Source organism: Pedobacter terrae (assembly GCF_900100705.1).
In the GTDB taxonomy this organism is placed as follows: domain Bacteria; phylum Bacteroidota; class Bacteroidia; order Sphingobacteriales; family Sphingobacteriaceae; genus Pedobacter; species Pedobacter terrae.
The window spans coordinates 121,552-144,883 of sequence record NZ_FNCH01000008.1 but is presented as its reverse complement, the minus strand read 5'-3'; the positions used below and the strand labels follow the sequence as shown (position 1 = coordinate 144,883).

Below are 23,332 nucleotides of genomic sequence, written 5' to 3'. Positions count from 1 at the left end.
GATTAGGATGCATCAAATGCACACGCGGCACGCGTGCGCCAGCAAAGGCTTTGATTTAAAACTAACCAACTATCAGATTAACTCGTGGCTATTAAAATTTAATCGATTAACACACTATCACTATTCGACTTAATTATATAATATGTATACTCTTCTTGGCCCTTATACCATCTGTATTGGGTTTGCTTGAATCGTAGGCTGTCTAGCATCCCATGTAATGCTTCTTGTGTTTGCTTGATGTTAGCATTTGCGGCAAAGTAACCACCAGTAAATATCAGTATTGAATTACTTTTACCACTGATAGTTACATCGATATCAAGTTCCCAGAGTTGATCTTTTGTAAGTTTGTAGTATGCTCTTCTAATCTTGGGGAAATTCTTCAATTGTGAGGCTATACATTTGTTTTTTAGTTGCTTTGCAAGTATCAAAATTTCTTTATCCGAACTTGCATTACCATCGCTTACAAGCTGTGCATAGATCTTAAATATCGATAAAGCAGTATTAATCCCTTTTAAAGATGTAAGATCAACGCTAGATATATCATCACCTCGGTTTACATCTTTAATCGCATTACTTATTTTAACTTTTAAAATGTCAGATTCGTCGAACTGAGTCTTTATTAAAGGCTTATTACTATTTATTGATTTAGGTTCAGACGGTTTATAAACTTGCTCGTGGTATTCTGTTAGACTTTTCGTATGTATCCATCCTATGTATGTTTTTGTTAGCCAGTCAGGTGCTACCACCTTGACTTTAGACCAATTGCCTTTGGTTTCAATGACTGATAATTTATATTTGGTAGCTAGTAGGCAATATTCATTGTGGATGGGCGATGAATTTATACTGTCAATTACTTTCGGCGCAAACTCTTCTGGTAAACTTAAAATAAACGAAGCTTTATCAACAGAATAGAACTTTCCTTTAGTTTGAGAGCTAGGTTGATCTTTTCTTTTGTTTTCTGCTGTTGAATCAGGATTTCTACAACTGCTTATGATAAATGCAATTAGTGCAGTTAAAATGTAATATTTCATGCGAAAGTTTATAATCATAGCATTAGAGTAGTTAACTAGATGTATTTAGGCTAAGATAGATAGTATTTTACTTTAGTAATAAGGGAAACCGTAAATACTCCCCTCGCTAGCGCACGCGTGTCGCGTGTGCATTTCTATATCTGCTTTACAGGTCATCTAATTCTATCAACCCCTTACCTCTACTATAGTCTATTGCACTGCTATATTTCCAATGCCAGGCCTCGTTAACAAAGCCTGCCACTAACGGATTATCGTGCAGGTAATCTGCCTTTTGCTCAATAACAGCCATACTCCACAACTCTATTGGCTTATTGTTGTGCTGCCAAAATTGATATCCTTTAACATTACTGCTTTTTAAGCCTGCCCGCTCAAACATCCACAACAACCATTCTTTTCTACTTTCCTGGCTGTTCTCTTTAATTGCTTTTACAATTTCTTTGGAAGTATATTCTTTTATTCTGCCCAATAAAATATCTGGATTATGATTTTTTGAACTAAATATTAAATGGATGTGACTTGGCATGATACACCAACAATAGAGTTCCAAACCCAGCTTGTTCTTGCAGTAAATTAAACTGTTTACGATAATATCGCAATATAAATGCCGTACAAATATATCTATCCAATATACTGTTGCAAAACTTACAAAGTATAAACCATCTTTATTGTAGAATTTATATTTACGACTCATTTCTTTAGGTTTTTCACATTTGACACACCTGTGCTAGTTATAAAGTTTTTACGCTTTTTTTTTATAAAAATACAGCATGAATTAACCATTTTAGCTGGGTAGGGGGACAGATAATGGTTTTATTTATAGAGGTTATTGTAATTTACAATATAAGAAAATGACCGAAAACAAAATTGTACTTTCTTAAATATTTCGATACGCTTGAATATCGACTATAAATAACTTTACCCGTAAAGGATTTCCTTTTGCTATACTTTTATTTAAGAGACCGATGAAATACTTCCCTCGCTAGCGCACGCGTGCCGCGTGTGCATTTCTATATCTGCTTTACAGTTCATCTAATTCTATCAACCCCTTGCCTCCACTATAGTCTATTGCACTGCTATATTTCCAATGCCAGGCCTCGTCAACAAAACCTGCCACTACCGGATTATCGTGCAGGTAATCTGCCTTTTGCTCAATAACAGTCGTACTCCACAACTCTATTGGCTTATTGTTGTGCTGCCAAAATTGATATTCTTTAACATTACTGCTTTTTAAGCCTGCCCGCTCAAACATCCACAACAACCATTCTTTTCTACTTTCCTGGCTGTTCTCTTTAATTGCTTTTACAATTTCTTTGGAAGTATATTCTTTTATTCTGCCCAATAAAATATCTGGATTATGATTTTTTGCACTAAAAATTAAATGTATGTGACTTGGCATAATGCACCAACAATAGAGTTCCAAACCCAGCTTGTTCTTGCAGTAAATTAAACTGTTTACGATAATATCGCAATATAAATGGCGTACAAATATATCTATCCAATATACTGTTGCAAAACTTACAAAGTATAAACCTTCTTTATTGTAGAATTTATATTTACGACTCATTTCTTTAGGTTTTTCATATGTGACACACCGGCGCTAGTTATAAAGTTTTTACGCTTTATTTTTTATAAAAATACAGCATGAATTAACCATTTTAGCTGGGTAGGGGGACAGATAATGGTTTTATTTATAGAGGTTATTGTAATTTACAATATAAGAAAATGACCGAAAATAAAATTGTACTTTCTTAAATATTTCGATACGCTTGAATATCGACTATAAATAACTTTACTCGTAAAGGATTTCCTTCTGCTATACTTTTATTTAAGGGACCGATAAAATACGACCTCTTAAATAAACGAGCGTGTGAATTGCTGAATTATATTGCACACGCGGCACGCGTGCGCTAGCAGGGGGCGTTTACCGCGAATGAAATATATTAAGATGCACCCGTATTAATGCACCAGTATCAAATGCACACGCGGCACGCGTGCGCCAGCAAGGGTAGGTTAGTTTTAGCTGGCAGTTGCCAATTTTTAATTTGCAGTTCGCAGTTCTATACTTGCAGTCGATAGTTCAGACGTTGCGTTCGATAGTTCCAACGTTGCGGTCGACAGTTCCAACGTTGCGGTCGACAGTTCAAACGTTGCGTTCGATAGTTCCAACGTTGCGGTCGATAGTTCCAACGTTGCGGTCGACAGTTCCAACGTTGCAGTCGATAGTTCCAACGTTGCAGTCGATAGTTCCAACGTTGCAGTCGACGGTTCCAACGTTGCAGTCGACAGTTCCAACGTTGCAGTCGACAGTTCCAACGTTGCGGTCGATAGTTCCAAAGTTGCAGTCGATAGTTCCAACGTTGCAGTCGATAGTTCAAACGTTGCAATCGATAGTTCAGACGTTGCAGGTAGGTTAGCTTTAGCTGGCAGTTGCCAATTTTTAATTTGCCAGTATCAAATGCACATGGTAAGGGACTTTTATCCCAATATTTCATACATATATATGGTTGATCTAGTTTCTTCAACTAAACCATAACTTACATGTTTATCCAAGGCAGATTATTTGGTCTATTGTAGAATTAATTGCAATGATAAATTTTATCAGAGAAGTAATATGTCGTCAAATTCCATAAACAAGAGTTTCTGCTTATATTCATCAGTGCCAATAATTATATTCCACCTTTTCTCCATGAAATTTAGCATATCTAATCCTCTTGCTAAAATGGTAGTTTCATTCCATTCGTCAATTTCAAATAATGCTTTTGAATTAGCGAACTCAGAATAAAAAGTTCTCTTTTCGTCAAAACATAAGTCTTGATTAATGGAACGTGAATAAGACAGCATAAAATTACCTAGACTTCCTTGTATATTTTTACGTTCTTGTTTATTAAACCTCTTAAACTGCATCTTCCAGCAAGCATTGCTAGGATTTGGAGGATAAATGTATTGAACTGAATTGAGTTCTGCCCAACCTTTAAGTTCTTTGCCAGAATCATTCTGTAAATAGAGTTCGTATTCATAAAGAAAATATCTTAGATACTTCCAATCAAAATAACCATTACCATGCTCTCTTGAAAACAAATCTTTCAAATATGCATAAAAACTATTTATATCGTAATACCCTTTGTAATCTTCATTTCCATAACTCCAATAATCTATATCGTCAATTACAGCATCAAGATCAATCTCTGAATTATATAACTCACTAGCCTTCGCGTAAAAGTGGTAAGTCCCAGTATTAGAACGTCTAAATGATACGTCAAAAATTAGAAATATATATGCTTCAATGGCTTTAAACAATCGAATAAGTTTGAGACTATCTTTTTCCTTTACTAAGGAGCCCATAACTAATGGTGCAAACGATTTGAAACCCAGTCTGTTGATCTTTTCAAGCCATTCTAACACTCCTCTAGAGGATGCAAGTTCATAAGCATGGCTATGAGATGGGTTATTCATCACAAACCATTGTTTGGCGCTTTCCGATATACTGGTGATATATTTGGTAATTGTGTCGAAATTTTCAGCGCCGGAGAGAACATTTTGGGACGTGAAATATTTCTCAAAAAGATCAGTTGCATAAAATTCAGGCTCTCTTCGTTCGTATCGCTTGAACATGATCCAATGATTTTGCAGAAATGAATCATCATCAAGTCTTCTTTCTTTATTTAAACCTAGATACTTATAAATAATTTTCCAATGAGTGTTAATATTCTCTCTTAACTCTAATCTTAAATGCTCATCGCCGTCTTTTAATAGTGTTGAAAGATAGATAAGCCTATTTTTAAGCTTTTCAAGATTAGACAACGGTTTACCACGATTGTTCATTGTTTCGAAAACAATAAATATATCTAACTCTTTTTCAAGAATTCTAAAATCAAATTTTAACCTTTTGGTAACTTTATCATATAGAATGCTTAAATCATTTGTTGAATATCTTTTAATCTTGTCTGTAAAGTATTTTTTAGCATATAACAAGTTATTTGTGTATGCTGTTTCCTCTAAAATAGAATCAGAATTTCCCTTTTGTTCAAAAATTTCCTGTTTAAGAAATTCATAACTGGGATTATCTTTATGGTAACCAAATAAATATGACTTCTTATTTTCAGCTTCATTTATAGTGACGATATATTTTTCGTGAATGTTTTGCTTATTCTCATAACTTATTTGCATTCCTTGTTCAAGCCTGTCAGCTATCACCCAAATCAATATAATTATCGTAGTTAATCTTTGTTGTCCATCCACAATAAAGTAAGGAACATCACCTTTACCTCGTATTAACCATTCATCATCAGTCCACTTTGAATATTCCTTCTCATCAACCGCTTCGACACTAATCATTCCTGTATAGTGAACTTTATCATATTGCAAATTCAATATATCTTGCCAAAAGTCATCGAGATGAGACTTCTCCCAAGAATAACCACGTTGATAGTCAGGTATTCTAAATAACTTATTTCCGAAGATTTCTTTAATTGTAAACATTTACTTTGTTATAATTATTATTCAAGAAGTCACTGATATCTTGTGGCATAGTTAACTTGTTTGCAAGGATATCAAAAATATTTGATTCATTTAAGACTGTTTTACGCTTTGGATAAGAAACCTTATTCCCAAATAATGCTTCCTTATTAGGTTTAGCAAATTGTTTGTAAAGTGCTTTTTCAATATTATCCAAATATTGAAGGAGAAACCATAGCTCAAATTTACCTCTTATATAGATTTTTGGATCATTTATCGCCTTAAGTTTTTTCTTGAAACTCATCAGTTTTGAGAACTTGAAGTGGGATATATCTGCTTCACACTGTTTATTCAATGAGGATAATAGTGTTAACTCACGTAACGATGCCTTCTCCCTTTTCGTGCTTGAAGCCGCCTTAGTAATTCTTTGGTGATCATATTTTTCGGCGTAACGTTTATAGACTAACTCTAAGTCAAAAAATGAGACGAATGAAGGCAATTTTAAATCTTTCAACACTAAATGCGCCTGTGTTTCTCTGTAAATTAAAATAAATGGAGTAATTGCATCAATAAACTTTACGAATATATCATAGGATTTATTAAATTCATCAATCAAAAAACTCATTATTTTTTCTGTATCAATATTATGGAAGTTAGTGAAAATAATTTCTAGAGCCTCGTTGTTAATCAAATAATTTTCAATGGAGTAATACTTTGTGTAGAAGATGTTTTCATCATTATCAATTTCTCTCTTTAAAACATCATCATAATCTTTATCCATGAAAAACAAAACCTTTGACTTACTATATTTGCTCCAATCAACTTCCTTATATGCTTTTAAGACATTGCTCTTTCCTTTTTGATAGTATGGTTTAATCAAATAATCCCTATAAATGTATTTTATCCAAGTTCTGTAAAATTCGAAATCATCTCTATCTTCAACATATACATGCAAATCATTACCTGATCGACTGTAGGCCTGCTTTAATGAAAGATTTGAGGCACGAGGTAAAATTTTAAATTTTTTATCGAAAAAATCTTCAGTTGTCATTTACTCAGATATAAATTCGTTTAGTCCATGAGTATATTCTCTAAAGGAATCTGTCACTATAAAAGGTGAATGAGTTGCAGTGATTAGACCTAGAGGATCGAACTTACTTATGTCTTCAAGTAACATTTCTTGCCATTTCATAGAGATTGAAATTTCTGGTTCGTCAAATATTACTATAGTATCGCGATCTAGAAGCAAATGGCTGAAAAGTGAAATTATTTGCTTTTCACCTGCAGACAGACAGTCTAAAGGTAGCGCTTTCTGATCTTTCAAAGATAGAACTTGTAATGAAGTTCCGTGAGAAGTTAATATTAACTGCTTTTTATCTCCCAAATATCTATTACATACTGAAAGATATATATCAAAATACTTTTTCTCAATATTTTTATTAGTCAAATAATCAGATATACGATATTTAACATCATCCATCCCAAATTCAACTAATTCAACTTGAGAACAACTATCTTTTTTTCTAATCCACTTTTCATTGTCTCTTACAGACCATAAATCATCAAACAAGGATAGTAAGTCATTTTCAAGAGCACTAACACCATCATTTTCCTCTGTTTCTTGATTAATAATTGTTTCAATCTCAGGGACGATTCGCCTTAAATGCTGTTGTAATCTTTTGCTTAAATCGCCATATAATGATCTGAATTTTCTTTCTATCCTTCTGTAAGTGGGCAAATACAAAATATTATAATTCCATAAATATAAATTTTCATCGAATCCTAGTTTTTTTAAGCTATCTAGTATGGATAGTAAAATACTTGTAGGAATATCATATTTATTCTCGATATCTCCGATTAAGTAAGTGTTTTTTAAAAGATCCTCCACACTATAGTTTTTAAAAACTTCAGTTAAAAAGTTCTTATATAATGGATATTTCTTAATTTCCTCATGTAAATCCTGTTTTGTAATCTTATCTTTTATTAAGGAACTTTTATCAATTGAATGAGATATATCGTCAATGGTAATAGTCATTTTGTCAAAATTGTACTCGCTTAATTTGAGCCAATTTTTAGATAGGAATAAAAAAATCATACGAAGTATGGTTGTTTTACCTGCTCCATTTTCAGCGATTAATATCAACTTGTTATCTTTTATTGGTATTTCAATTACCTGAATATTATTTAGCCCATATATAGCAATTTTTTGAATTTTCATAAAAAGTTATCCCTACTGCGTTAATTTAGATATGGTTTTCCAACAAATATAATTTATTCAAAACAATTTGGTTTAAATAATTCGGCATTTTTATCGCACTTCTAGTGCGAGTCTTAGCGCTCATAGACTTAAATTTTGGCAAGACTTGTGTTTTGTTAGTTTTATCAAGATTAATAATGAAAAAACAAGTCATTAAGCCGGCTAGCCTAAACAGTAAGATTTGCACTAGTAATAATTATATTTATGTTTTATCAGAAATCTTTACGAATTTATATTAATAATCTAAATATAAGATACGGGAAACCATAATTACACATAAGTAAGTATATTATCTTATTGATGGATAGCTTATCTCTCCAACCTATTTCCTAATCCATTCCCTTTTCTTAGTTTTGAGGGTAAAAATCAAAATAAATACAAAATAGCATGAACCATTGGTTAGTAAAATCAGAGCCTTTTAAATACAGTTGGGAAAAATTTAATGAAGATGGCCGTACCTTTTGGGATGGCGTGCGTAATTACCAGGCCAGGAATAATCTGAAAGCCATGAAAGAGGGCGATTTGGTGCTTTTTTACCATAGCAACGAGGGTAAAAACGTGGTGGGTATTGCCAAAGTAGTAAAAGAATTTTACCAGGACCCCACCACTGATGATACCAATTGGGTGGTGGTTGATTTGGCTCCGGTAGAAACGTTGAAGAACCCGGTTTCTTTAGAACAGATTAAAGCTGAACCCAGTTTGGCTGATATTTCGTTAATCAGGCAGGGGCGTTTATCGGTAATGCCACTTAAGGCTACTGAATTTGATAAGATATTGGAAATGAGCGTTGATTAGTTTGGAGTTGGGAATTTTTAGTTTGGAGTTGAGAGTTTGGAGTAGAGAGTTTTCCTGCTGAGCGCCTAATGCTACTCGGTAAAGTTTGGAGTTGGGAGTTTGGAGTTGAGAGTTTTCATGCTAAGCGCCTAATGCTACGTTTTAAAGTTTTCAGTTGGCAGTTTACAGTTCACAGTTTACAGTTTTCAGTTGGCAGTTTTTGGTTAGCAATTTTCAGTTTTTATGAATAGCTTTATCTACAATTAACACCTTCCATATGAAATTTAGAATTGTTGCAACGCTCGTAATGCTGGCCGCTTGTTTATTCGTAAGCGAAAGCAGGTCGCAGGGAATTAAGCCCTACATCGCCATTGTGAAAACGAAAGCTGATGTTATAAAAGGGCTGCTGTATAAAGTAGATTCAGCCAGCGTGGTGATGATTGTTGAGGGGAGTCCGGTTACTTTACGTGTTGACGAGATTAAGACCATTAAAATCAGAACCCCAAAAAAGGAAGCCAGTATCATTAAGTTTTTGAAATATGACCCCTGGAATGAAAATAATTTTGAGAAACGGGCAGATGGTGCTATCGTTCGGAAATGGGGCGAAAAAGACCCGACATTAGGCGAAGAGGTAGGTGGACATGTAGTTACAACCGTAGTTAATGTTACCGGTAACATCGTCGCTGCACCCATACAAGCCATTAACCCGAGTATTGCCAACTATAAAATTAATGGCAATGCGGCAAAGTATGCACAGCACAAAACGGATCTTGATTATTTCTCTGTTTATTATCAGCAAAATACCAACCTCACTACCGAACTACAGAAAATAAAAGTAATTTCGGCTTCGTTTAAACCGTAGAAGTTTCTTCGGGTTTGTTTTTACTTAAAGTAATACCCAAAGTCATCACCAGGCTGGTACCCAACACCACCAAAAACAGGAAAGAAGGGCCAACCTCCGCAATTTTGAGCGATTTAGGCAGGTTAAAATAAAGTAAAATACTAATTAAACCGCGTGGCGCAATATAACCGATAGGGCTGAGGGCGCCATTTTTAAATACCTTTAAAAAGAAAAACCGAACGGCGAAAATGGTTAGCAAAATGAAAAAACCATTGGCGAGTACAGGCTTATCGTTAAGCTCGCTAATGTTCATGGTAAAGCCAAAAATAACAAAGAAAAACGTTCTTAAAATAAAGGCACTTTCGGCAGAGAGCTGATATAATTGCGATAAATCTGCAGAAAGGTTTTTATACAGAAATACACCCCTGAACCAGGCATTCCGGATGGTATCGGCATTGTTCAAAAATAATCCGGTACTCAAAATCAACACCAGTGACGATAAATGGTACGACTGCCCGATAGCATAAACCAGGATGAGTATCGAAATAATGAGGAAGAATTTAATGTGGTGTACCAGTTTGCCCATTACATAAAGCAGTACCACGCAGGCAATGGCCGATAATAAAATAATTAAAAAAGTGCTTAAGCCCAAACCTATAAAGGCAGAGGTGGTAATGGAGTGGTTGGTAATGGCAAAATTGAAAATAATAATGCCGAGGATATCGGAAAAGGAAGATTCATAAATGACAAATTCACGGTCTTGTTTTCCCAGTGCAGCAGCAGAAGGTATGGCAATGGCCGAACTGATTACACTAAAAGGAATGGCATTGGCAATACAGGTATATAAATCTTTATGGGTAATCTGGTAAATAATGAGCGTGATGATGGATGCTGTTGCCAGTAGAATGGTTAGTGCAGAGAAGAAAGCGCTTTTGATGACTTTATTTTTTTCGCGATCGTACTTCAGTTCCAGCGAACCTTCAAAAACAATGAGGATTAACCCTACGGTACCGAGTGTGGGTAAAATGGAGAGGAAATTAAAGGTTTGTATTTTAAGGTAATCGACCAGGAAACGGAGGCCAATGCCCAGTAACAACAGCAATAAAACCGATGGTACTTTGGTTTTACTGGCCACTAAATCAAACAGATAAGAGAAAATGACTAATCCGCTTAAAATAATAAGTATGGTGTAGGTTGTCATATTTTTCAGCGTAAAGTAAACACTAAAGTAAAACAATCAAACCAAGCTGAAAGGAATTTGTTGAAAAAAATTATGCTTTAAAGAAAAGTGCCTTGAGTTCGCTGGCCTCATCAGGACTCATTTTCCCGCCCAAAACCAAACGCAACTGCCTGCGGCGGAGAGCGCCATCATATAAATCGATTTCTTCGGGTGTTTCCGGAATCAGTTCGGGCACAGGGATGGTACGTGCACTTTGATCAAGCGCTACAAAGGTATAATAAGCCTCATTGCTTTTTTGGCGTGCACCACTTGGAATATTCTCTGCCCATACATCTAAACGCACTTCTACAGAGGTGTTAAAAGCCCGGGTTACTTTGGCCTCAATGGTAATGACATCACCTAATTTAATGGGTTGCTTAAAAGAAACGTTATCAACCGAAGCGGTAACTACGATGCGGTTGCAGTGTTTTTGAGCCGAAATTGCCGCTGCAATATCCATCCAGTGGAGCAGGCGCCCACCCATCAGGTTATTTAAGGTATTGGTATCATTGGGTAATACCAATTCGTTCATGATGGTAAAACTTTCTCTGGCAAATTTCTTTTTTAAACTCATTTGAGGGCAAAAGTAGTTAAAATGTGGTGAAATAGCATGGCAGTCGTAACGTGGTAAGTTAGTTTTAGAAAAATTAAAGTATTTGAAGGGACTTGGTTTCGAGGAATCGTCATTGCGAGAAGACTTTTTAAGTCGGAATTATGATTAGCTTCCCTCAATAGATTCGTCTTGCTGAATTCATTTCAGCATCTTAGTAGCAGGAAAGACCCTGAAATAAATCCGATGGCTATCGGATCAGGGTGACGACCACCCGCAGATTGACTGTTTTGTCTCTGCGGTGATTTGCGAAATTAATAGGAGATAGATTTGCAACACGTTGATTAAAAAACAATTCATCTTGTATCCTGTTATCCTTAAAAAAAAATCTAATTAATGCAAAATCAAACGCTTATCCAATTTTTCCATTGGTATTATAACGAAGAACAAAATCTGTGGACTAAAGTAGCTGCCGAAGCAGGTCACCTAAAAGAAATTGGTATAACTGCGCTGTGGTTGCCTCCGGCTTATAAATCGAACAATGCTACCTATGATGTGGGTTACTCCGTTTACGATCTTTTTGATCTGGGTGAATTTGATCAGAAAGGAAGTGTAAATACCAAATATGGCTCGAAAGACGAATATATAAAAGCGATTGAAGCCTTACATGAGCATGGGATTGGCGCCCTGGCCGATGTTGTTTTTAACCACAAAGCAGGTGGCGATGAATTGGAAAAAATAGCGGTGAAAACGGTAAATCCTGACAATAGAAATGAATTTACCAGCGATGTTTTCGAAATAGAAGCCTGGACAAAATTTACTTTTCCCGGCCGGCAGGGCAAATATTCTGAGTTTATATGGAATCATGAATGTTTTAGTGGGGTAGATTGGGCGGAGGATACTAAACAAACGGCTATTTATTCGATCCAAAACCATTTAGGTGAAGGTTTTGAAGAAGTTCCCTCTACCGAATTTGGCAATTACGACTACCTGATGTACAACGATATTGATTTTCGTAACCGTGCTGTAGTTGAAGAGTTAAAATATTGGGGTGAGTGGATCGTGGAGACGACGAAAGTGGATGGTTTCAGGTTAGACGCCGTTAAACACATTAACCCTGATTTTATTGTGGAGTGGATTGATCACCTGAATCAAAAATATAATCGCGAGTTTTTTATTGTGGCTGAGGATTGGAATGTGGTGGATGTAGCGGGACAATTAAACTATATTGAAATTACCGGCGGGCGGACACAAATATTCGATTCGCTTTTACACCATAATTTTTTCCTGGCGAGTAAGGAAGAAGATTTTGATATGCGGACGATTTTCGATGGCACACTGGTACAGGTAAAACCTGATCTGGCGGTAACATTTGTAGATAATCATGATTCGCAACCTTTACAGGCGCTGGAATCATATGTAGATTTTTGGTTCAGGCCTTTAGCCTATGCGATGATCCTGTTGCGTTTACAAGGCATTCCGTGTTTGTTCTTCCCTGATCTTTATGGGGGCATTTATGATGATAAGGACAGAGAGGGGGATGAAGTGCATGTGGAGTTAGTGGCGATCCCTGCGGTAGAAACCATGAGTAAAATCCGTACAGCCTTAGCCTACGGCGAGCAACGCGATTATTTTGACCATGGTGTTTGCGTAGGCTGGACGCGTGCCGGTGATGAAGAACATGCAAATAGTGGTTTGGCGGTATTATTAAGTACAGGAGAAGAAGGCTTTAAGGCAATGGAAATTGGTAAACACTTTGCCGGAAAAACGTTTATTGATGCGTTGGGCTATAGGGAGCAGGCGGTGATTATTGATGAAAATGGCTGGGCAGAGTTTCACTGCAATGCGGGGAGCGTTTCGGTGTGGGTGTTGAAAGTAGGGTAGGATAGGTTCATGTGGTCTGTGGAGACACAGACCACGGCGTAAGGTGTTGAAAGTGGGGTAGGATTGACACGTAGAATCGTCATTTCGACCGTAGCGGAGAAATCTTTGAACATAGTCTAGCAAATTAAAAGATCTCTCCCCGCCTGTACGGGCAGGCCTGTCCGTACAGGCGGGCATTTCGCTGTGCTTCAGTCGAGATGACTCAACCTTATTCGAATATATCTACAAAAAATTATCCTCCGCCCTGTAAGCCGAAATAACCGCCAACTCACCTTCTTTTCCTCCTTTTGAGTTGCCATGCTCCATACCCATCACGCCTTTGTAGCCTTTGTTATGCAGGTGTTTAAACAGGTTTTTATAATTGATTTCTCCGGTGGTAGGTTCTTTCCGGCCCGGATTATCACCAATCTGGATGTAGGCAATTTCGTCCCAGCAACGGTCGATGGTTTTAATTAAATCGCCTTCGGTGCGTTGCATGTGGTAAATATCATAAAGAATTTTACACGAAGGACTGTTCACCGCTTTACAAACGGCATAGGTTTCATTTGTTTTTTGCAGGAAAAGCTCCGGGGTATCGCTCAAAGTTTCTAAAACCATAATCAAACCGTGGGGTTCAAAAATCTCAGCACCTGCACGCATGGCATCAATTACGTTGGCAAACTGATTTCCATAAGGAAGGTTGCGCTCATAAAACCCAGGCACTACCGTAAGCCATTTGGCATTACAGCGTTTGGCAGCTTCTACCGATTTTTTGCAGGTTTCGATAAATTTATCTTTAAACTCTTTTTTTCCTGTAGTTAAAGAAGTTTTCCAGTTATCGCCACCATCTACTACGAAAACGCCCATGCGCATGCCGAGTTTTGCCAATAAATTGCCGATTTTCTCCTGTTCTTCAACAGAACGACCCAGGTAACCATTATCTTCAATAGAACGGAAACCTTTATCGTACATAAACTGGATCTGATCCAGAAAACTTTTGCCTGCATGATTTTGGAACATGCCCTGGTGCGGCGCATAATCGAGGTTAAAAGTTTTATCGCTTAATGTATCATTTGTTTTTTCGGCAGCAAAAGTATTGGTCAATCCTGCTCCCGTGGTTATTGCACCCGCAGTTAACAGGCTATTTCTTATAAACTCACTTCTTTTCATCGGTTTAGTTTTAACAGATATTAGTGTGTAATTAATTTTTTGAATCCCGTAGTTAGCGTATCAGCGACTGTGCCATCTTTTTTGTGGTACACAAAATAAGCTTCCAGGTTTTTTCTGCTTTCTACAAAAGCCATGGCATCTTTGAGGTGCATCGCCATTAAGGCATTGTCATAGCCATCGGCGGTAATGGCATCATTGGCATAAACCGTTACGCTGATCATTTCATTATCCAGCGGATAACCCGTTTTAGGATCAATCAGGTGAGAAATTTTTTTCTTTCCGCTCTGGTGGAATTTCCGGTAATTGCCAGAAGTAGTAATGGCACCAGCATTTATCGCGGCGATATGCCTGATTATCGGGGTTCCATCCTTATCGGGACCCTCAATACCGATTTTCATGGTTTCGCCACTGGGTTTAGGTCCTGAAATCCGGATTTCGCCGCCCAGTTCGGCTACGTACTGTTTAATTCCTTTTTTTTCGAGATAATCAGCAATTAAATCGACGCTATAACCTTGTGCAATTCCATTTAAATCGATCTGTATACAAGGCTTAAGTTTACTTAACAAACCATTCTTTAGTTTCAGCTTTTTCATGCCTACACAGGCTAATATGGATTTAATGACAGCCGGATCTGGTTCTTTTTTAGCCTCTTTCGGCCCAAAACCCCAGGCTTGTACCAAAGGGGCAACGGTAATATCGAATATGCCCCTTGTATCCTGGTTGATCTCGAAACTTCTTTTCAGCACGTCGTTCATGAAACGATCGGTTTTAATCGCTTTTTCGGCTGCATTAAATTGATTTATCAATGATCCTTTTTTGTAAAGCGACATCGATAAATCAATTTCGTTCAGTAAACTATCTATGCTCGCTTTAGTGGCTACACTATCAGTAGCGTAGTACATAATGGCATAATCGGTTCCCTGTGCAAAACCATTAATTTTGTACTGCTTCACTTCTTTCTTTAAAGCAAAAGCAAAAATCATTGGTAAAATAAAAAGCAAAAACCAGTAGCGCATCATTTAGTTTTAGATCACCTTTGTTTGTCCGGGTATGGCGATAGGGTATAGTCCTTTTTCGTCAGGCATTAACTTTGGATTAGCATCCCATGCGAAACGCTCGGGCATTAAACTGATGTTCGACGCTAAAGCCTCATCCCATTTGATCGTCTGGCCAGAGTACGTAGCATAACGGCCAATAATAGACGAAAACGTACTGGTTGCAGCATAATCTACGTTACTGAATTTATATTCTCCCTTAGAAACCGCATCAAATAGTTCATCATGCTCGGTTTGATATGGATTGGCGTTTCCTTTGGTATTATGGTTATACAATTCTTTGCCACTGTAATCTTTCATAATGGCCTGGTTACTGCCTGAAAGGTAAATTTTGCCTTTGGTGCCCTGGAAAGTTTCATCCACACGGTTACTGATCCCTTCAAAATGGCGACACTGGCTATTGATTACCGCACCATCGGCATAGGTTAATTCGATAGAGTGGTTATCATAAATTTCTCCATAGTCTTTTCCTGTTCTCCAGGCACGGCTACCTGTTCCCTGTACCGAAACCGGATGTCCGTTTTTGATCCAGTTGGCAATATCGATATTATGCACGTGTTGCTCCACAATATGATCGCCGCATAACCAGTTGAAATAATACCAGTTTCTCATTTGATATTCCATTTCGGTCTGGTTTGCTGTACGCGGACGTACCCAAACGCCACCGCTGTTCCAATATACCTGGCCCGACATGATATCGCCAATGGCACCATCGTTAATGCGCTTCATCGATTCGCGATAGTTGGTTTGGTAGCGACGCTGTAAGCCTACTACCACATTTAATTTTTTCTTTTTCGCTTCTTCGGCTGCGGCCAATACCTTTCTAATGCCTGGTGCATCTACTGCAACAGGTTTTTCCATGAAAATTTGTTTATTCTGCTTAACCGCTTCTTCGAAATGGATAGGGCGGAAGCCCGGAGGCGTGGTTAACAGCACCACATCGGCTAATGGAATGGCTTTTAAATAAGCATCGAAGCCTACAAACTGGCGCTCTTTCGGAACATCCATTTTTGCTGCAAATTTAGAACTTAAAGACTGGTAACTGCTATCTAGCCGATCCTGAAAAGCATCGGCCATGGCCACCAGTTTTAGATTGAATTTAGTACTTAGCGCCTGGAAAGCGGCTCCTGTACCACGGTCGCCACAGCCTATTAAGGCAATTTTAATCGTGTCTGATCCTGACGCATATGCGCCTGCCAGTGGAATGCTGCTTAACATGGCCCCGCCGGCCAGCATAGCGGTTGCTTTTAGAAAATCGCGACGATCTTGTTGGTTGATTGGTTTTTTCATGTGTTTAGTTTTTTATTTTTGGTTAGATAGTGTAGGGTTAAAAGTCTTTTATAGGTTGTTTGTTATAATAGGCATCTATATCAGCTTTTGAAGGCGCTTTAGCCGGTCGAACTAAACGCATACCTACAAAAGGCGCTTCAGGAAACCACCAATTGCTTTTCGGGATTTGCGGATCTAATTGTTTCCATGATGGATCAGAAGCTAATCTGGCTGTTGAAGTTAAATTGTTTGCTATTTCATCATATGAGCCACCTCGAACTACATTTGGATATAGTTTATCGGGTATGGCCACCGGGTTTTCGACCATTTTATCTTTACTCTTACTATAGAAATCAGGAAAGTATTGGTCGTAGGTCCATTCGCTCACGTTTCCATACATATCAAATAATCCCCATTGGTTTGGTTTTTTCTGCCCTACCTGGTGTGTCTTGTTGTCGCTGTTGTCTTTATACCAGGCATAATCACCCAATTTTGCTACATCATCACCAAAAGAATAATTGCTATCCGTTCCGGCTTTACAGGCATATTCCCATTCAGCTTCTGTTGGCAAACGATAAAAAACACCGGTACGCACGTAAAGCCATTTACAAAACTGGATGGCGTTGTATTGGGTCATGGCTACCGCAGGCTGATTGGCTTTACCCATACCAAAAGTCATATCGAGATAGGGTTTTGTAGGTCTGGTCACGGCGTCTACTTCAGCAGGAATAGCGCTTATACTGGCTTGTTTTTCATAATCGCGGTAAAGGAATGGCTCAAAAATATCCCAGGTTACTTCATGTTTTCCGATCCAGAAGGCATCTAACTTAACCTCATGAACGGGTTGCTCATCTGGTTTTCCTGTTTTACTGCCCATTTTAAATTTGCCCGCAGGTATAGCCTGCATATCGAATTTTAATTTGGTTCCATTAATGGATTGTGTGTACGATTCGTTGGTGGTTTGTGCTAAAATCTGCGCGCAAGGATAGATAATTAATGCTACGGCAATTAACTTTTTAAACATAATTATTGGTTAGATATGCTTGATCTGCTAGTGTTTATCTGGTAACTTTCTGAAACCCTAAATTAAATAACCACATTTAAAACAAAGAAAATTTATGTAACAATAAAGGTAAGTTAGCAATATTAAAAGTCAAGTTGACAATTAAAGCGATCTTCATCCTGAGGGGTAATTTATTGTATTAAAATTAATATGAATGACGTATAGTTGATTTCTTTTGCCATACACCACGGCCTTGCCCCGGCTCGCCGCCGCCGAAGGGCTCTTTCTTTTTGGCATCAAAAAAGAAACAAAACCGAGGCATTGCCGAGCTCATTAATACAAATGAAACAAGAGAAAACCGTTAATAAAATGTCGGCTTAAAATTTATTCATTTGTTTATATACAAGGGGCGTCATTTCGACCATATTGCCTGCCCGTACAGGCGGGGAGAAATCTTTTTACATCGTTCGAAGATTTTCCATTTCGCTGCGCTTCAGTCGAAATGACGGCGATTTTTTAAATCTGTCAATGATAGCGGTAATTTATTGTATAAAAATCAATATCAATGGGCAGATTTTAAACAAGCTGAATGGTATCGAAGTTTCGTCATTTCGACCGTAGTGGAGAAATCTTTTAAAGCTGATTTCAATAGCTTAGTCAAAGATCTCTCCACTGCGCGTTGCTACAGTTGAGATGACGATCATTCTATTGGAGTCTGTCAATGGTAACTCGTTTCAGGATCTAATTGGCGAAGATTTTTAAGTAGATCTTACTTATAATTATTTGGCTAATAGCCTGAATTCGATTAATGTTTGAAAATTAATGTACTTATTAGGACGAATTGGCTAGCGGTTTCGTCATGCTGAATTTATTTCAGCATCTTTCCTGTTAAACCGCCTTGCTATAAAGACCCTGAAACAAGTTCAGGGTGACGACCGTTCATTTAATGCTCCAAATTAAAGCACATCATTAATCGAACTCAGGTTTGATAGTATTATAGGTGAAAGGTGTTTATGCTACATCAAGAATATAAAGTCATCTAAGCCCGTATTTTCTTGCATTTTGACGCCTCATCATTGAAAGCGGACTTACCTTCTGTCTGAAACTTTATTGCTTAAATTGGTATAACCGACCAGCGTATCCCAACGCGCACCCGGGCGACGGTAGTAAACGAAAATCTGGTAACTGTTTTCGGTCTGGAAGAATGCACCTTCAAAAGGTTTGGTTTCCATTGCTTTGGTATCTCGATTATACCAGGCAAACTCATAATCATAAAGGCCTTGTTTAAGGATCACATTGCCATAAAACTGTTTCCGGTTGGCATCATAAAGCAGTTTGTTTTCATTGCTCATGGTATAATTGTTAAACCGGCCAATCACATAAGCATCGCCCTTAGGGCTGGGCGCAGGCGCATTTAGAGTAAATAAAACGCTCATATACTCTGCCTCTGTTTTATCATCGCGCCCGTCGGTATTGCGGATAAAAAAGTTTCCGTTTTCATCGAACTGGTTGGCAAAAGCACCAACTGTTCTGGGTGCATCCTGAAAAAGTATCACATTTACGGATGAGTTATCGCGATAAATATCCTTTACGTTATCTGCCTTGTAGCGTAAACTTCTGGTATCAAACTTTCTAAACTCATTGTCGCCCCAAAAATCGTTGGTATTAAGGTCGTTATAAACCAGCTGATTTGGTCTCACGAATGCTGGTTTAGTGTTTACCTGAATGGTATTGGCATTAAAATTCTGCATCACCACCGCTTTTATATCCTGATAGGGGTTGGGAATGGGGAAGGTATGATTAATGGTAAAGTTGATTTTTTGTTTGTAATTCCGGTTCTCCACCTGCATGGAATTGGTTACTTCTGCTGCAACAGCCAACTGACTATCGAGGATGTAAAAGCGTTGTGAAATAACCGGTTTGTTTCTGTCGCCATCTAAATACACTTTTAACACATAATTTCCACCAATTTTAGGTTGGATCTGCGTATTGGGTAAGCTGATTTCATAATGGGTGTATTTTCTTGCCGTGTTGGATGAATAGCGATAATTGATGATGCGGTCGTCGTTAAAACTGCCTAAATAATCAATGCTCGAAATTTTGGAAGTTTCCCATTCTGCGGTACAATGTTCAATGGTGTACCAGTAGTTTTGGGTGCCGGCAAGTAGATCATCAAAAGAAAAAGTGATGGTTTCTGACGAATTCAGCATAATTACCGGCAAGCTTTGCTCTTTATTACTGTTATAGCAAAGCACAGCTTTAATATTGGGGAGATAAATTTTGTTCTCATTGGTAAACTTGCTATCGTTTTGCGCAAAGGCGGATATAGAGATGAAAAATAAAACCGTAAATACTATTTTCTGCATGGCTAAAAGTAAAGTTTTATTGGGAATGGACAAAATTGGGTTAGCGTTTGTTGCCACGGAAACACGGATCGATACGGAAGATTCTTCGACGCATCGTCATTTCGAGCGGACCCGATGGCTCGGGTGCAACGCAGTCGAGAACCCGAAGGCTCTGCGAAGCAAAATCTACTGAAAAGATCTCTCCCCGCCTGTACGGGCAGGCGTTTCGCTGCGCTTCAGTCGAGATGACGCAACTACGCCTTAACTCCCGTTATTCTCGTGGTGTCAGGTATTACTATCTGACACGACTTGTTTGTTTTGAAATTAAGCTACGGAAACACGGATTAACAAGGAGGATTCCCGGCGTGCCGTCATTTCGAGCGGAGTGCAACGCAGTCGAGAAATCTATGGAGTAGATCTCTCCCCGCCTGTACGGGCAGGCGTTCCGCTGCGCTTCAGTCGAGATGACGCAACTAAGTGCTTAACTACATCGATATCTCTATAGCAACTAATGCACAAAAAAGCCGTCCCAATTTTACATCAGAACGGCGTATATCTAAATAAATCTGTGTTTAAAACTAACCTTCCAGCTCCATAATCTCAGCTGCCAGTGTTTCCCATTTAGTTTGGCTGTTATCTAAATCTTGTTTAGTTGCTAAATAACGTTTGTTCGCTTCTGCCAGTTTATCTGCTTTAGCATAAACCTGCTCATCTGCCAGTTCTGCTTCAATGTTTTTAACCTGCTGTTCCAGTTCGGTAATCAGTTTTTCAGTTTTTTGCAGTTCTTCATTCAGCTTTTTCAACTGGTTGGCGGTATTGGCCGTAACCGGTTTTGGTTCTGCTTTTGGCTTATCAGGCATTTTAACCGGAATAGGTTTAGCTGCAGGAATTACCCTTTTGCTGTTCCACTCTTCATATTCGGCATAAGTACCAGGGTATTGTTTAATTTTTCCACCCTCTATAAACCAGATTTTGTTGGCTACATTATCTAAGAAATACCTATCGTGAGATACGGCAATAAAAGTACCTTCAAATTGGTCTAATGCCTGAATCAGGATGTTTACCGATTGGATGTCCAGGTGGTTGGTAGGTTCATCCAAGATCAGGAAATTCGAATCTGTTGTTAAAGATTTAGCCAGGGCCACACGTGATTTTTCTCCTCCGGAAAGCACTTTGATCTTTTTGAAAACATCATCGCCAGTAAATAAGAAACAGCCTAAAATGCTTCGTAATTCAGTATCGCTATGTTTTGGTGCAAATGCCTGTAATTCTTCTAAAATTGAATTTTCTAAATGCAACGACTCTAACTGGTGCTGCGCAAAGAACGTGGTGGTTACATTATGACCGGTTTCGCAGAAACCTTCAAATTTTTCGGTGCCGGCAATCATTCTTAATAAAGTCGATTTACCCTTACCGTTTGCACCGATCAAGGCAATTTTATCGCCTTTTTCGATCACACCTTCGGCATCATCTAAAATATGCACATTTGGATAACTTTTATGCGCATGTTCTATCCGCACTACGTGCCTGCCCGATGGTTTAGAGAATTTAAAGGCAAAATTTACAGTTGGGTTATCATCATCCACGTCATCAATACGCTCCATCTTGTCTAAAGCTTTCATGCGTGATTGGGCCATTTTAGCCTTGCTTGCTTTCGCTTTAAAACGCTCAATTAAACGTTCTTCCTGTTTAATTTTGGCCTGTTGGTTCTTAAATTCTCCTTTTTGGATTTCGCCACGCAAAGCTTTTTCTTCCACATAGAAGCTGTAGTTACCTGCATACACGGTTAACTTGCCCTTGCGCGATTCTACCGTGCGGTTTACAATCTTATCTAAGAAATACCTATCGTGGGATACAATTACAATGGCACCTTCAAAACTCATCAAATAGTTTTCCAGCCATTTAATGGAAGGTAAATCCATGTGGTTGGTCGGCTCATCCAGTAATAAGATATCTGGCGTTTGTAATAAGATTTTAGCAAGCATTACCCGCATCCGCCAACCTCCTGAAAAGGTATTTAACGGGCGCAATTGGTCTGCTGTACTGAAACCTAAACCAGCCAAAATTTCGTTTGCCCTATATTCGATGTTATAACCATCTAAAGCCTCAAATTCTTGCTGTTTATCGCTTAATTTAAATAAAACCTCTTCGCTATAATCGGTTTCGATTTTTTTAAGCAGTTCTTCAATTTCATCATGCAGTTGGTTTTGGCGCTCAAAAGCTTCCATGGCCACGTGCAAAATGCTATGGTGCGAATCGTAAGAAAGTAAATCCTGGTTTAAGTAGCCAATTTTCAGGTCTTTAGACATGGAAACGGTACCCGAACTTGGTGCGTACTCGCCTACAATTATTTTTAAAAGTGTTGATTTTCCTGTTCCATTGGCGCCGATTAAACCAGCTCTGTCGCCAGGTTTGATGTGCCAGTTTGCGTCATCGTATAAGGCTCTTGAGCCAATCAGGAAAGTTAAATTGTTTATTGAAATCATTTCGGCTGCAAAAGTACGAAATTTAAAGGCTTTTTTTTGGTGGAAAATCAAATAGGGAAAACTGTTATTCTGATCAATATTAGTGACAGAAGAATCCTAGCGAAATGATAAGCCGCGAAAAGTCGTCATTTCGACCGCAGTGGAGAAATCTTTTTACATAGTTCAAAGATTTCTCCCCGCCTGTACGTGCAGGCCTGTCCGCACAGGCGGGCATTTCGTTGCGCTTTAGTCGAAAATGACGGCAATTTTTTAAATCTGTCAATGGTAGAGTTAGAATTTTTCAAATACATCTGAAAGTTAATGACAGATATACAAGGCTCGTCATTTCGACCAAAGTGTAGAACCCGAAGGCGCTGCGAAGCAAAATCTTTTAACATTGTTTAAGTTTATTGCAATTCCAGTTCAAAGATTTCTCCATTTCGCTGCGCTACAGTCGAAATAACGGAGATTTTTTAAATCAGTCAATGGTAGGGAAGTGAAGAAGCAGTTGTTATGGAATTAAAAATAAATTTTGATTTCTATAAAACCTTCCTACCTTTGTACTGTAATAAAAATAATTACAGATGAGCACAAGTAGGTTTCCGATTGCCTTACATATTTTAACCTTATTGAACGAGGCGAAAGGTAATGTGGTGAGTTCAGCATACCTGGCCGGCAGTATCAATATTAATCCTGTTTTGATACGCAAAGAAATCATGAATTTACGTAAGCATGGTTTTGTCGACAGCAAGGAAGGCAAGGGTGGAGGTTCTTTCCTGGCTAAAAATGCCAAAGATATTAATCTAGGCGAAGTGTACCATTCGGTTAGAAGCAGCAATGTGTTGGGGCAACATAAAAATGAACCGAATCCTAAATGTCCGGTCGGTAGGCAGATTAACCAACATTTAGATACGCTGTATAGTGCTGCAGAGCATGCGCTGATCGCAAATTTATCAAAACAGACATTGGCAGATTTTGCGGCCAGGTTTGAATAATTTTTTTTGCATAGAACTGTAATAAAAAACATTACAATTT

Annotated in this window: 18 protein-coding genes; 4 read left to right on the top strand and 14 right to left on the bottom strand. The window is 38.1% G+C overall.

From position 1 onward, the window contains the following. Window positions 1–98: 98 nt before the first annotated feature. From BLR60_RS12090 to BLR60_RS12060, 6 genes are all read right to left on the bottom strand, one after another. Window positions 99–1,031 carry a hypothetical protein gene (locus tag BLR60_RS12090; RefSeq protein WP_090500132.1) on the bottom strand — a complete coding sequence of 311 codons (933 nt, stop codon included), beginning with the start codon at window positions 1,029–1,031 and terminating at the stop codon, window positions 99–101. A gap of 145 nt (window positions 1,032–1,176) precedes the next feature. After that, the gene (locus BLR60_RS12085; protein WP_090500131.1) at window positions 1,177–1,722 is read right to left on the bottom strand and encodes a transposase; all 546 of its coding nucleotides are present in this window, start codon (window positions 1,720–1,722) and stop codon (window positions 1,177–1,179) included. 327 nt (window positions 1,723–2,049) lie between these two features. Then, a complete protein-coding gene (locus BLR60_RS12080) occupies window positions 2,050–2,595 on the bottom strand; it encodes an REP-associated tyrosine transposase (protein WP_090500128.1) in 546 nt (181 codons plus the stop codon). A 1,034-nt stretch (window positions 2,596–3,629) separates the two neighbouring features. Continuing rightward, window positions 3,630–5,510 (bottom strand): DUF262 domain-containing protein, encoded by a 1,881-nt coding sequence (locus tag BLR60_RS12070; protein WP_090500125.1) that lies wholly within the window; start codon window positions 5,508–5,510, stop codon window positions 3,630–3,632. Then, a complete protein-coding gene (locus BLR60_RS12065) occupies window positions 5,497–6,537 on the bottom strand; it encodes a DUF4435 domain-containing protein (protein ID WP_090500123.1) in 1,041 nt (346 codons plus the stop codon). Before BLR60_RS12065 ends, BLR60_RS12070 begins: the two co-directional genes overlap by 14 nt. Continuing rightward, complete coding sequence (locus BLR60_RS12060) at window positions 6,538–7,704, bottom strand: AAA family ATPase (protein WP_090500120.1); 1,167 nt, start codon at window positions 7,702–7,704, stop codon at window positions 6,538–6,540. Between the two features lie 426 nt (window positions 7,705–8,130). On the opposite strand from BLR60_RS12060, the gene BLR60_RS12055 reads away from it, so the two are divergent. Beyond that, entirely contained in the window at window positions 8,131–8,538 is a 408-nt protein-coding gene (locus tag BLR60_RS12055) for an EVE domain-containing protein (RefSeq protein ID WP_090500118.1), read from the top strand. 256 nt (window positions 8,539–8,794) lie between these two features. After that, window positions 8,795–9,379, top strand: a complete 585-nt coding sequence (locus BLR60_RS12050) for a hypothetical protein (RefSeq protein WP_090500115.1) — start codon at window positions 8,795–8,797, stop codon at window positions 9,377–9,379. Here BLR60_RS12050 and BLR60_RS12045 read toward each other — a convergent pair. Further along, window positions 9,369–10,559, bottom strand: a complete 1,191-nt coding sequence (locus BLR60_RS12045) for a cation:proton antiporter (protein WP_090500113.1) — start codon at window positions 10,557–10,559, stop codon at window positions 9,369–9,371. The two genes, BLR60_RS12050 and BLR60_RS12045, sit on opposite strands and share 11 nt — an antisense overlap. A 70-nt stretch (window positions 10,560–10,629) precedes the next feature. Next, entirely contained in the window at window positions 10,630–11,151 is a 522-nt protein-coding gene (locus BLR60_RS12040; protein ID WP_090500110.1) for an acyl-CoA thioesterase, read from the bottom strand. Window positions 11,152–11,523: 372 nt separating this feature from the next. On the opposite strand from BLR60_RS12040, the gene BLR60_RS12035 reads away from it, so the two are divergent. Next, window positions 11,524–13,011, top strand: coding sequence for an alpha-amylase (locus tag BLR60_RS12035; RefSeq protein ID WP_090500108.1), 1,488 nt, complete (start codon window positions 11,524–11,526; stop codon window positions 13,009–13,011). Between the two features lie 222 nt (window positions 13,012–13,233). Here the strand turns inward: BLR60_RS12035 and BLR60_RS12030 are convergent, their stop codons facing one another. From BLR60_RS12030 to BLR60_RS12005, 6 genes are all read right to left on the bottom strand, one after another. Further along, window positions 13,234–14,160, bottom strand: a complete 927-nt coding sequence (locus tag BLR60_RS12030) for a hydroxypyruvate isomerase family protein (protein ID WP_090500106.1) — start codon at window positions 14,158–14,160, stop codon at window positions 13,234–13,236. Window positions 14,161–14,180: 20 nt separating this feature from the next. Beyond that, on the bottom strand, window positions 14,181–15,179 hold the full coding sequence (locus tag BLR60_RS12025; RefSeq protein WP_244155647.1) for an FAD:protein FMN transferase: 999 nt from the start codon (window positions 15,177–15,179) through the stop codon (window positions 14,181–14,183). Window positions 15,180–15,185: 6 nt separating this feature from the next. Further along, window positions 15,186–16,505: a Gfo/Idh/MocA family oxidoreductase gene (locus BLR60_RS12020; protein WP_090500102.1), complete on the bottom strand. Its 1,320-nt coding sequence runs from the start codon at window positions 16,503–16,505 to the stop codon at window positions 15,186–15,188. A 37-nt stretch (window positions 16,506–16,542) separates the two neighbouring features. Further along, entirely contained in the window at window positions 16,543–17,508 is a 966-nt protein-coding gene (locus tag BLR60_RS12015) for a formylglycine-generating enzyme family protein (protein ID WP_090500099.1), read from the bottom strand. A gap of 1,067 nt (window positions 17,509–18,575) precedes the next feature. After that, window positions 18,576–19,853, bottom strand: coding sequence for a type IX secretion system plug protein (locus BLR60_RS12010; protein ID WP_090500097.1), 1,278 nt, complete (start codon window positions 19,851–19,853; stop codon window positions 18,576–18,578). Between the two features lie 557 nt (window positions 19,854–20,410). Further along, a complete protein-coding gene (locus BLR60_RS12005) occupies window positions 20,411–22,318 on the bottom strand; it encodes an ABC-F family ATP-binding cassette domain-containing protein (protein WP_090500311.1) in 1,908 nt (635 codons plus the stop codon). Window positions 22,319–22,881: 563 nt separating this feature from the next. On the opposite strand from BLR60_RS12005, the gene BLR60_RS12000 reads away from it, so the two are divergent. Continuing rightward, on the top strand, window positions 22,882–23,292 hold the full coding sequence (locus BLR60_RS12000; protein ID WP_090500095.1) for an Rrf2 family transcriptional regulator: 411 nt from the start codon (window positions 22,882–22,884) through the stop codon (window positions 23,290–23,292). The last annotated feature ends 40 nt before the right edge of the window (window positions 23,293–23,332 follow it).

Coding starts and splice junctions, on each gene's coding strand:
- BLR60_RS12090 (WP_090500132.1), bottom strand. CDS start 1,031: ATGAAATATTACATTTTAACTGCACTAATTGCATTTATCATAAGCAGT.
- BLR60_RS12085 (WP_090500131.1), bottom strand. CDS start 1,722: ATGAGTCGTAAATATAAATTCTACAATAAAGATGGTTTATACTTTGTA.
- BLR60_RS12080 (WP_090500128.1), bottom strand. CDS start 2,595: ATGAGTCGTAAATATAAATTCTACAATAAAGAAGGTTTATACTTTGTA.
- BLR60_RS12070 (WP_090500125.1), bottom strand. CDS start 5,510: ATGTTTACAATTAAAGAAATCTTCGGAAATAAGTTATTTAGAATACCT.
- BLR60_RS12065 (WP_090500123.1), bottom strand. CDS start 6,537: ATGACAACTGAAGATTTTTTCGATAAAAAATTTAAAATTTTACCTCGT.
- BLR60_RS12060 (WP_090500120.1), bottom strand. CDS start 7,704: ATGAAAATTCAAAAAATTGCTATATATGGGCTAAATAATATTCAGGTA.
- BLR60_RS12055 (WP_090500118.1), top strand. CDS start 8,131: ATGAACCATTGGTTAGTAAAATCAGAGCCTTTTAAATACAGTTGGGAA.
- BLR60_RS12050 (WP_090500115.1), top strand. CDS start 8,795: ATGAAATTTAGAATTGTTGCAACGCTCGTAATGCTGGCCGCTTGTTTA.
- BLR60_RS12045 (WP_090500113.1), bottom strand. CDS start 10,559: ATGACAACCTACACCATACTTATTATTTTAAGCGGATTAGTCATTTTC.
- BLR60_RS12040 (WP_090500110.1), bottom strand. CDS start 11,151: ATGAGTTTAAAAAAGAAATTTGCCAGAGAAAGTTTTACCATCATGAAC.
- BLR60_RS12035 (WP_090500108.1), top strand. CDS start 11,524: ATGCAAAATCAAACGCTTATCCAATTTTTCCATTGGTATTATAACGAA.
- BLR60_RS12030 (WP_090500106.1), bottom strand. CDS start 14,160: ATGAAAAGAAGTGAGTTTATAAGAAATAGCCTGTTAACTGCGGGTGCA.
- BLR60_RS12025 (WP_244155647.1), bottom strand. CDS start 15,179: ATGATGCGCTACTGGTTTTTGCTTTTTATTTTACCAATGATTTTTGCT.
- BLR60_RS12020 (WP_090500102.1), bottom strand. CDS start 16,505: ATGAAAAAACCAATCAACCAACAAGATCGTCGCGATTTTCTAAAAGCA.
- BLR60_RS12015 (WP_090500099.1), bottom strand. CDS start 17,508: ATGTTTAAAAAGTTAATTGCCGTAGCATTAATTATCTATCCTTGCGCG.
- BLR60_RS12010 (WP_090500097.1), bottom strand. CDS start 19,853: ATGCAGAAAATAGTATTTACGGTTTTATTTTTCATCTCTATATCCGCC.
- BLR60_RS12005 (WP_090500311.1), bottom strand. CDS start 22,318: ATGATTTCAATAAACAATTTAACTTTCCTGATTGGCTCAAGAGCCTTA.
- BLR60_RS12000 (WP_090500095.1), top strand. CDS start 22,882: ATGAGCACAAGTAGGTTTCCGATTGCCTTACATATTTTAACCTTATTG.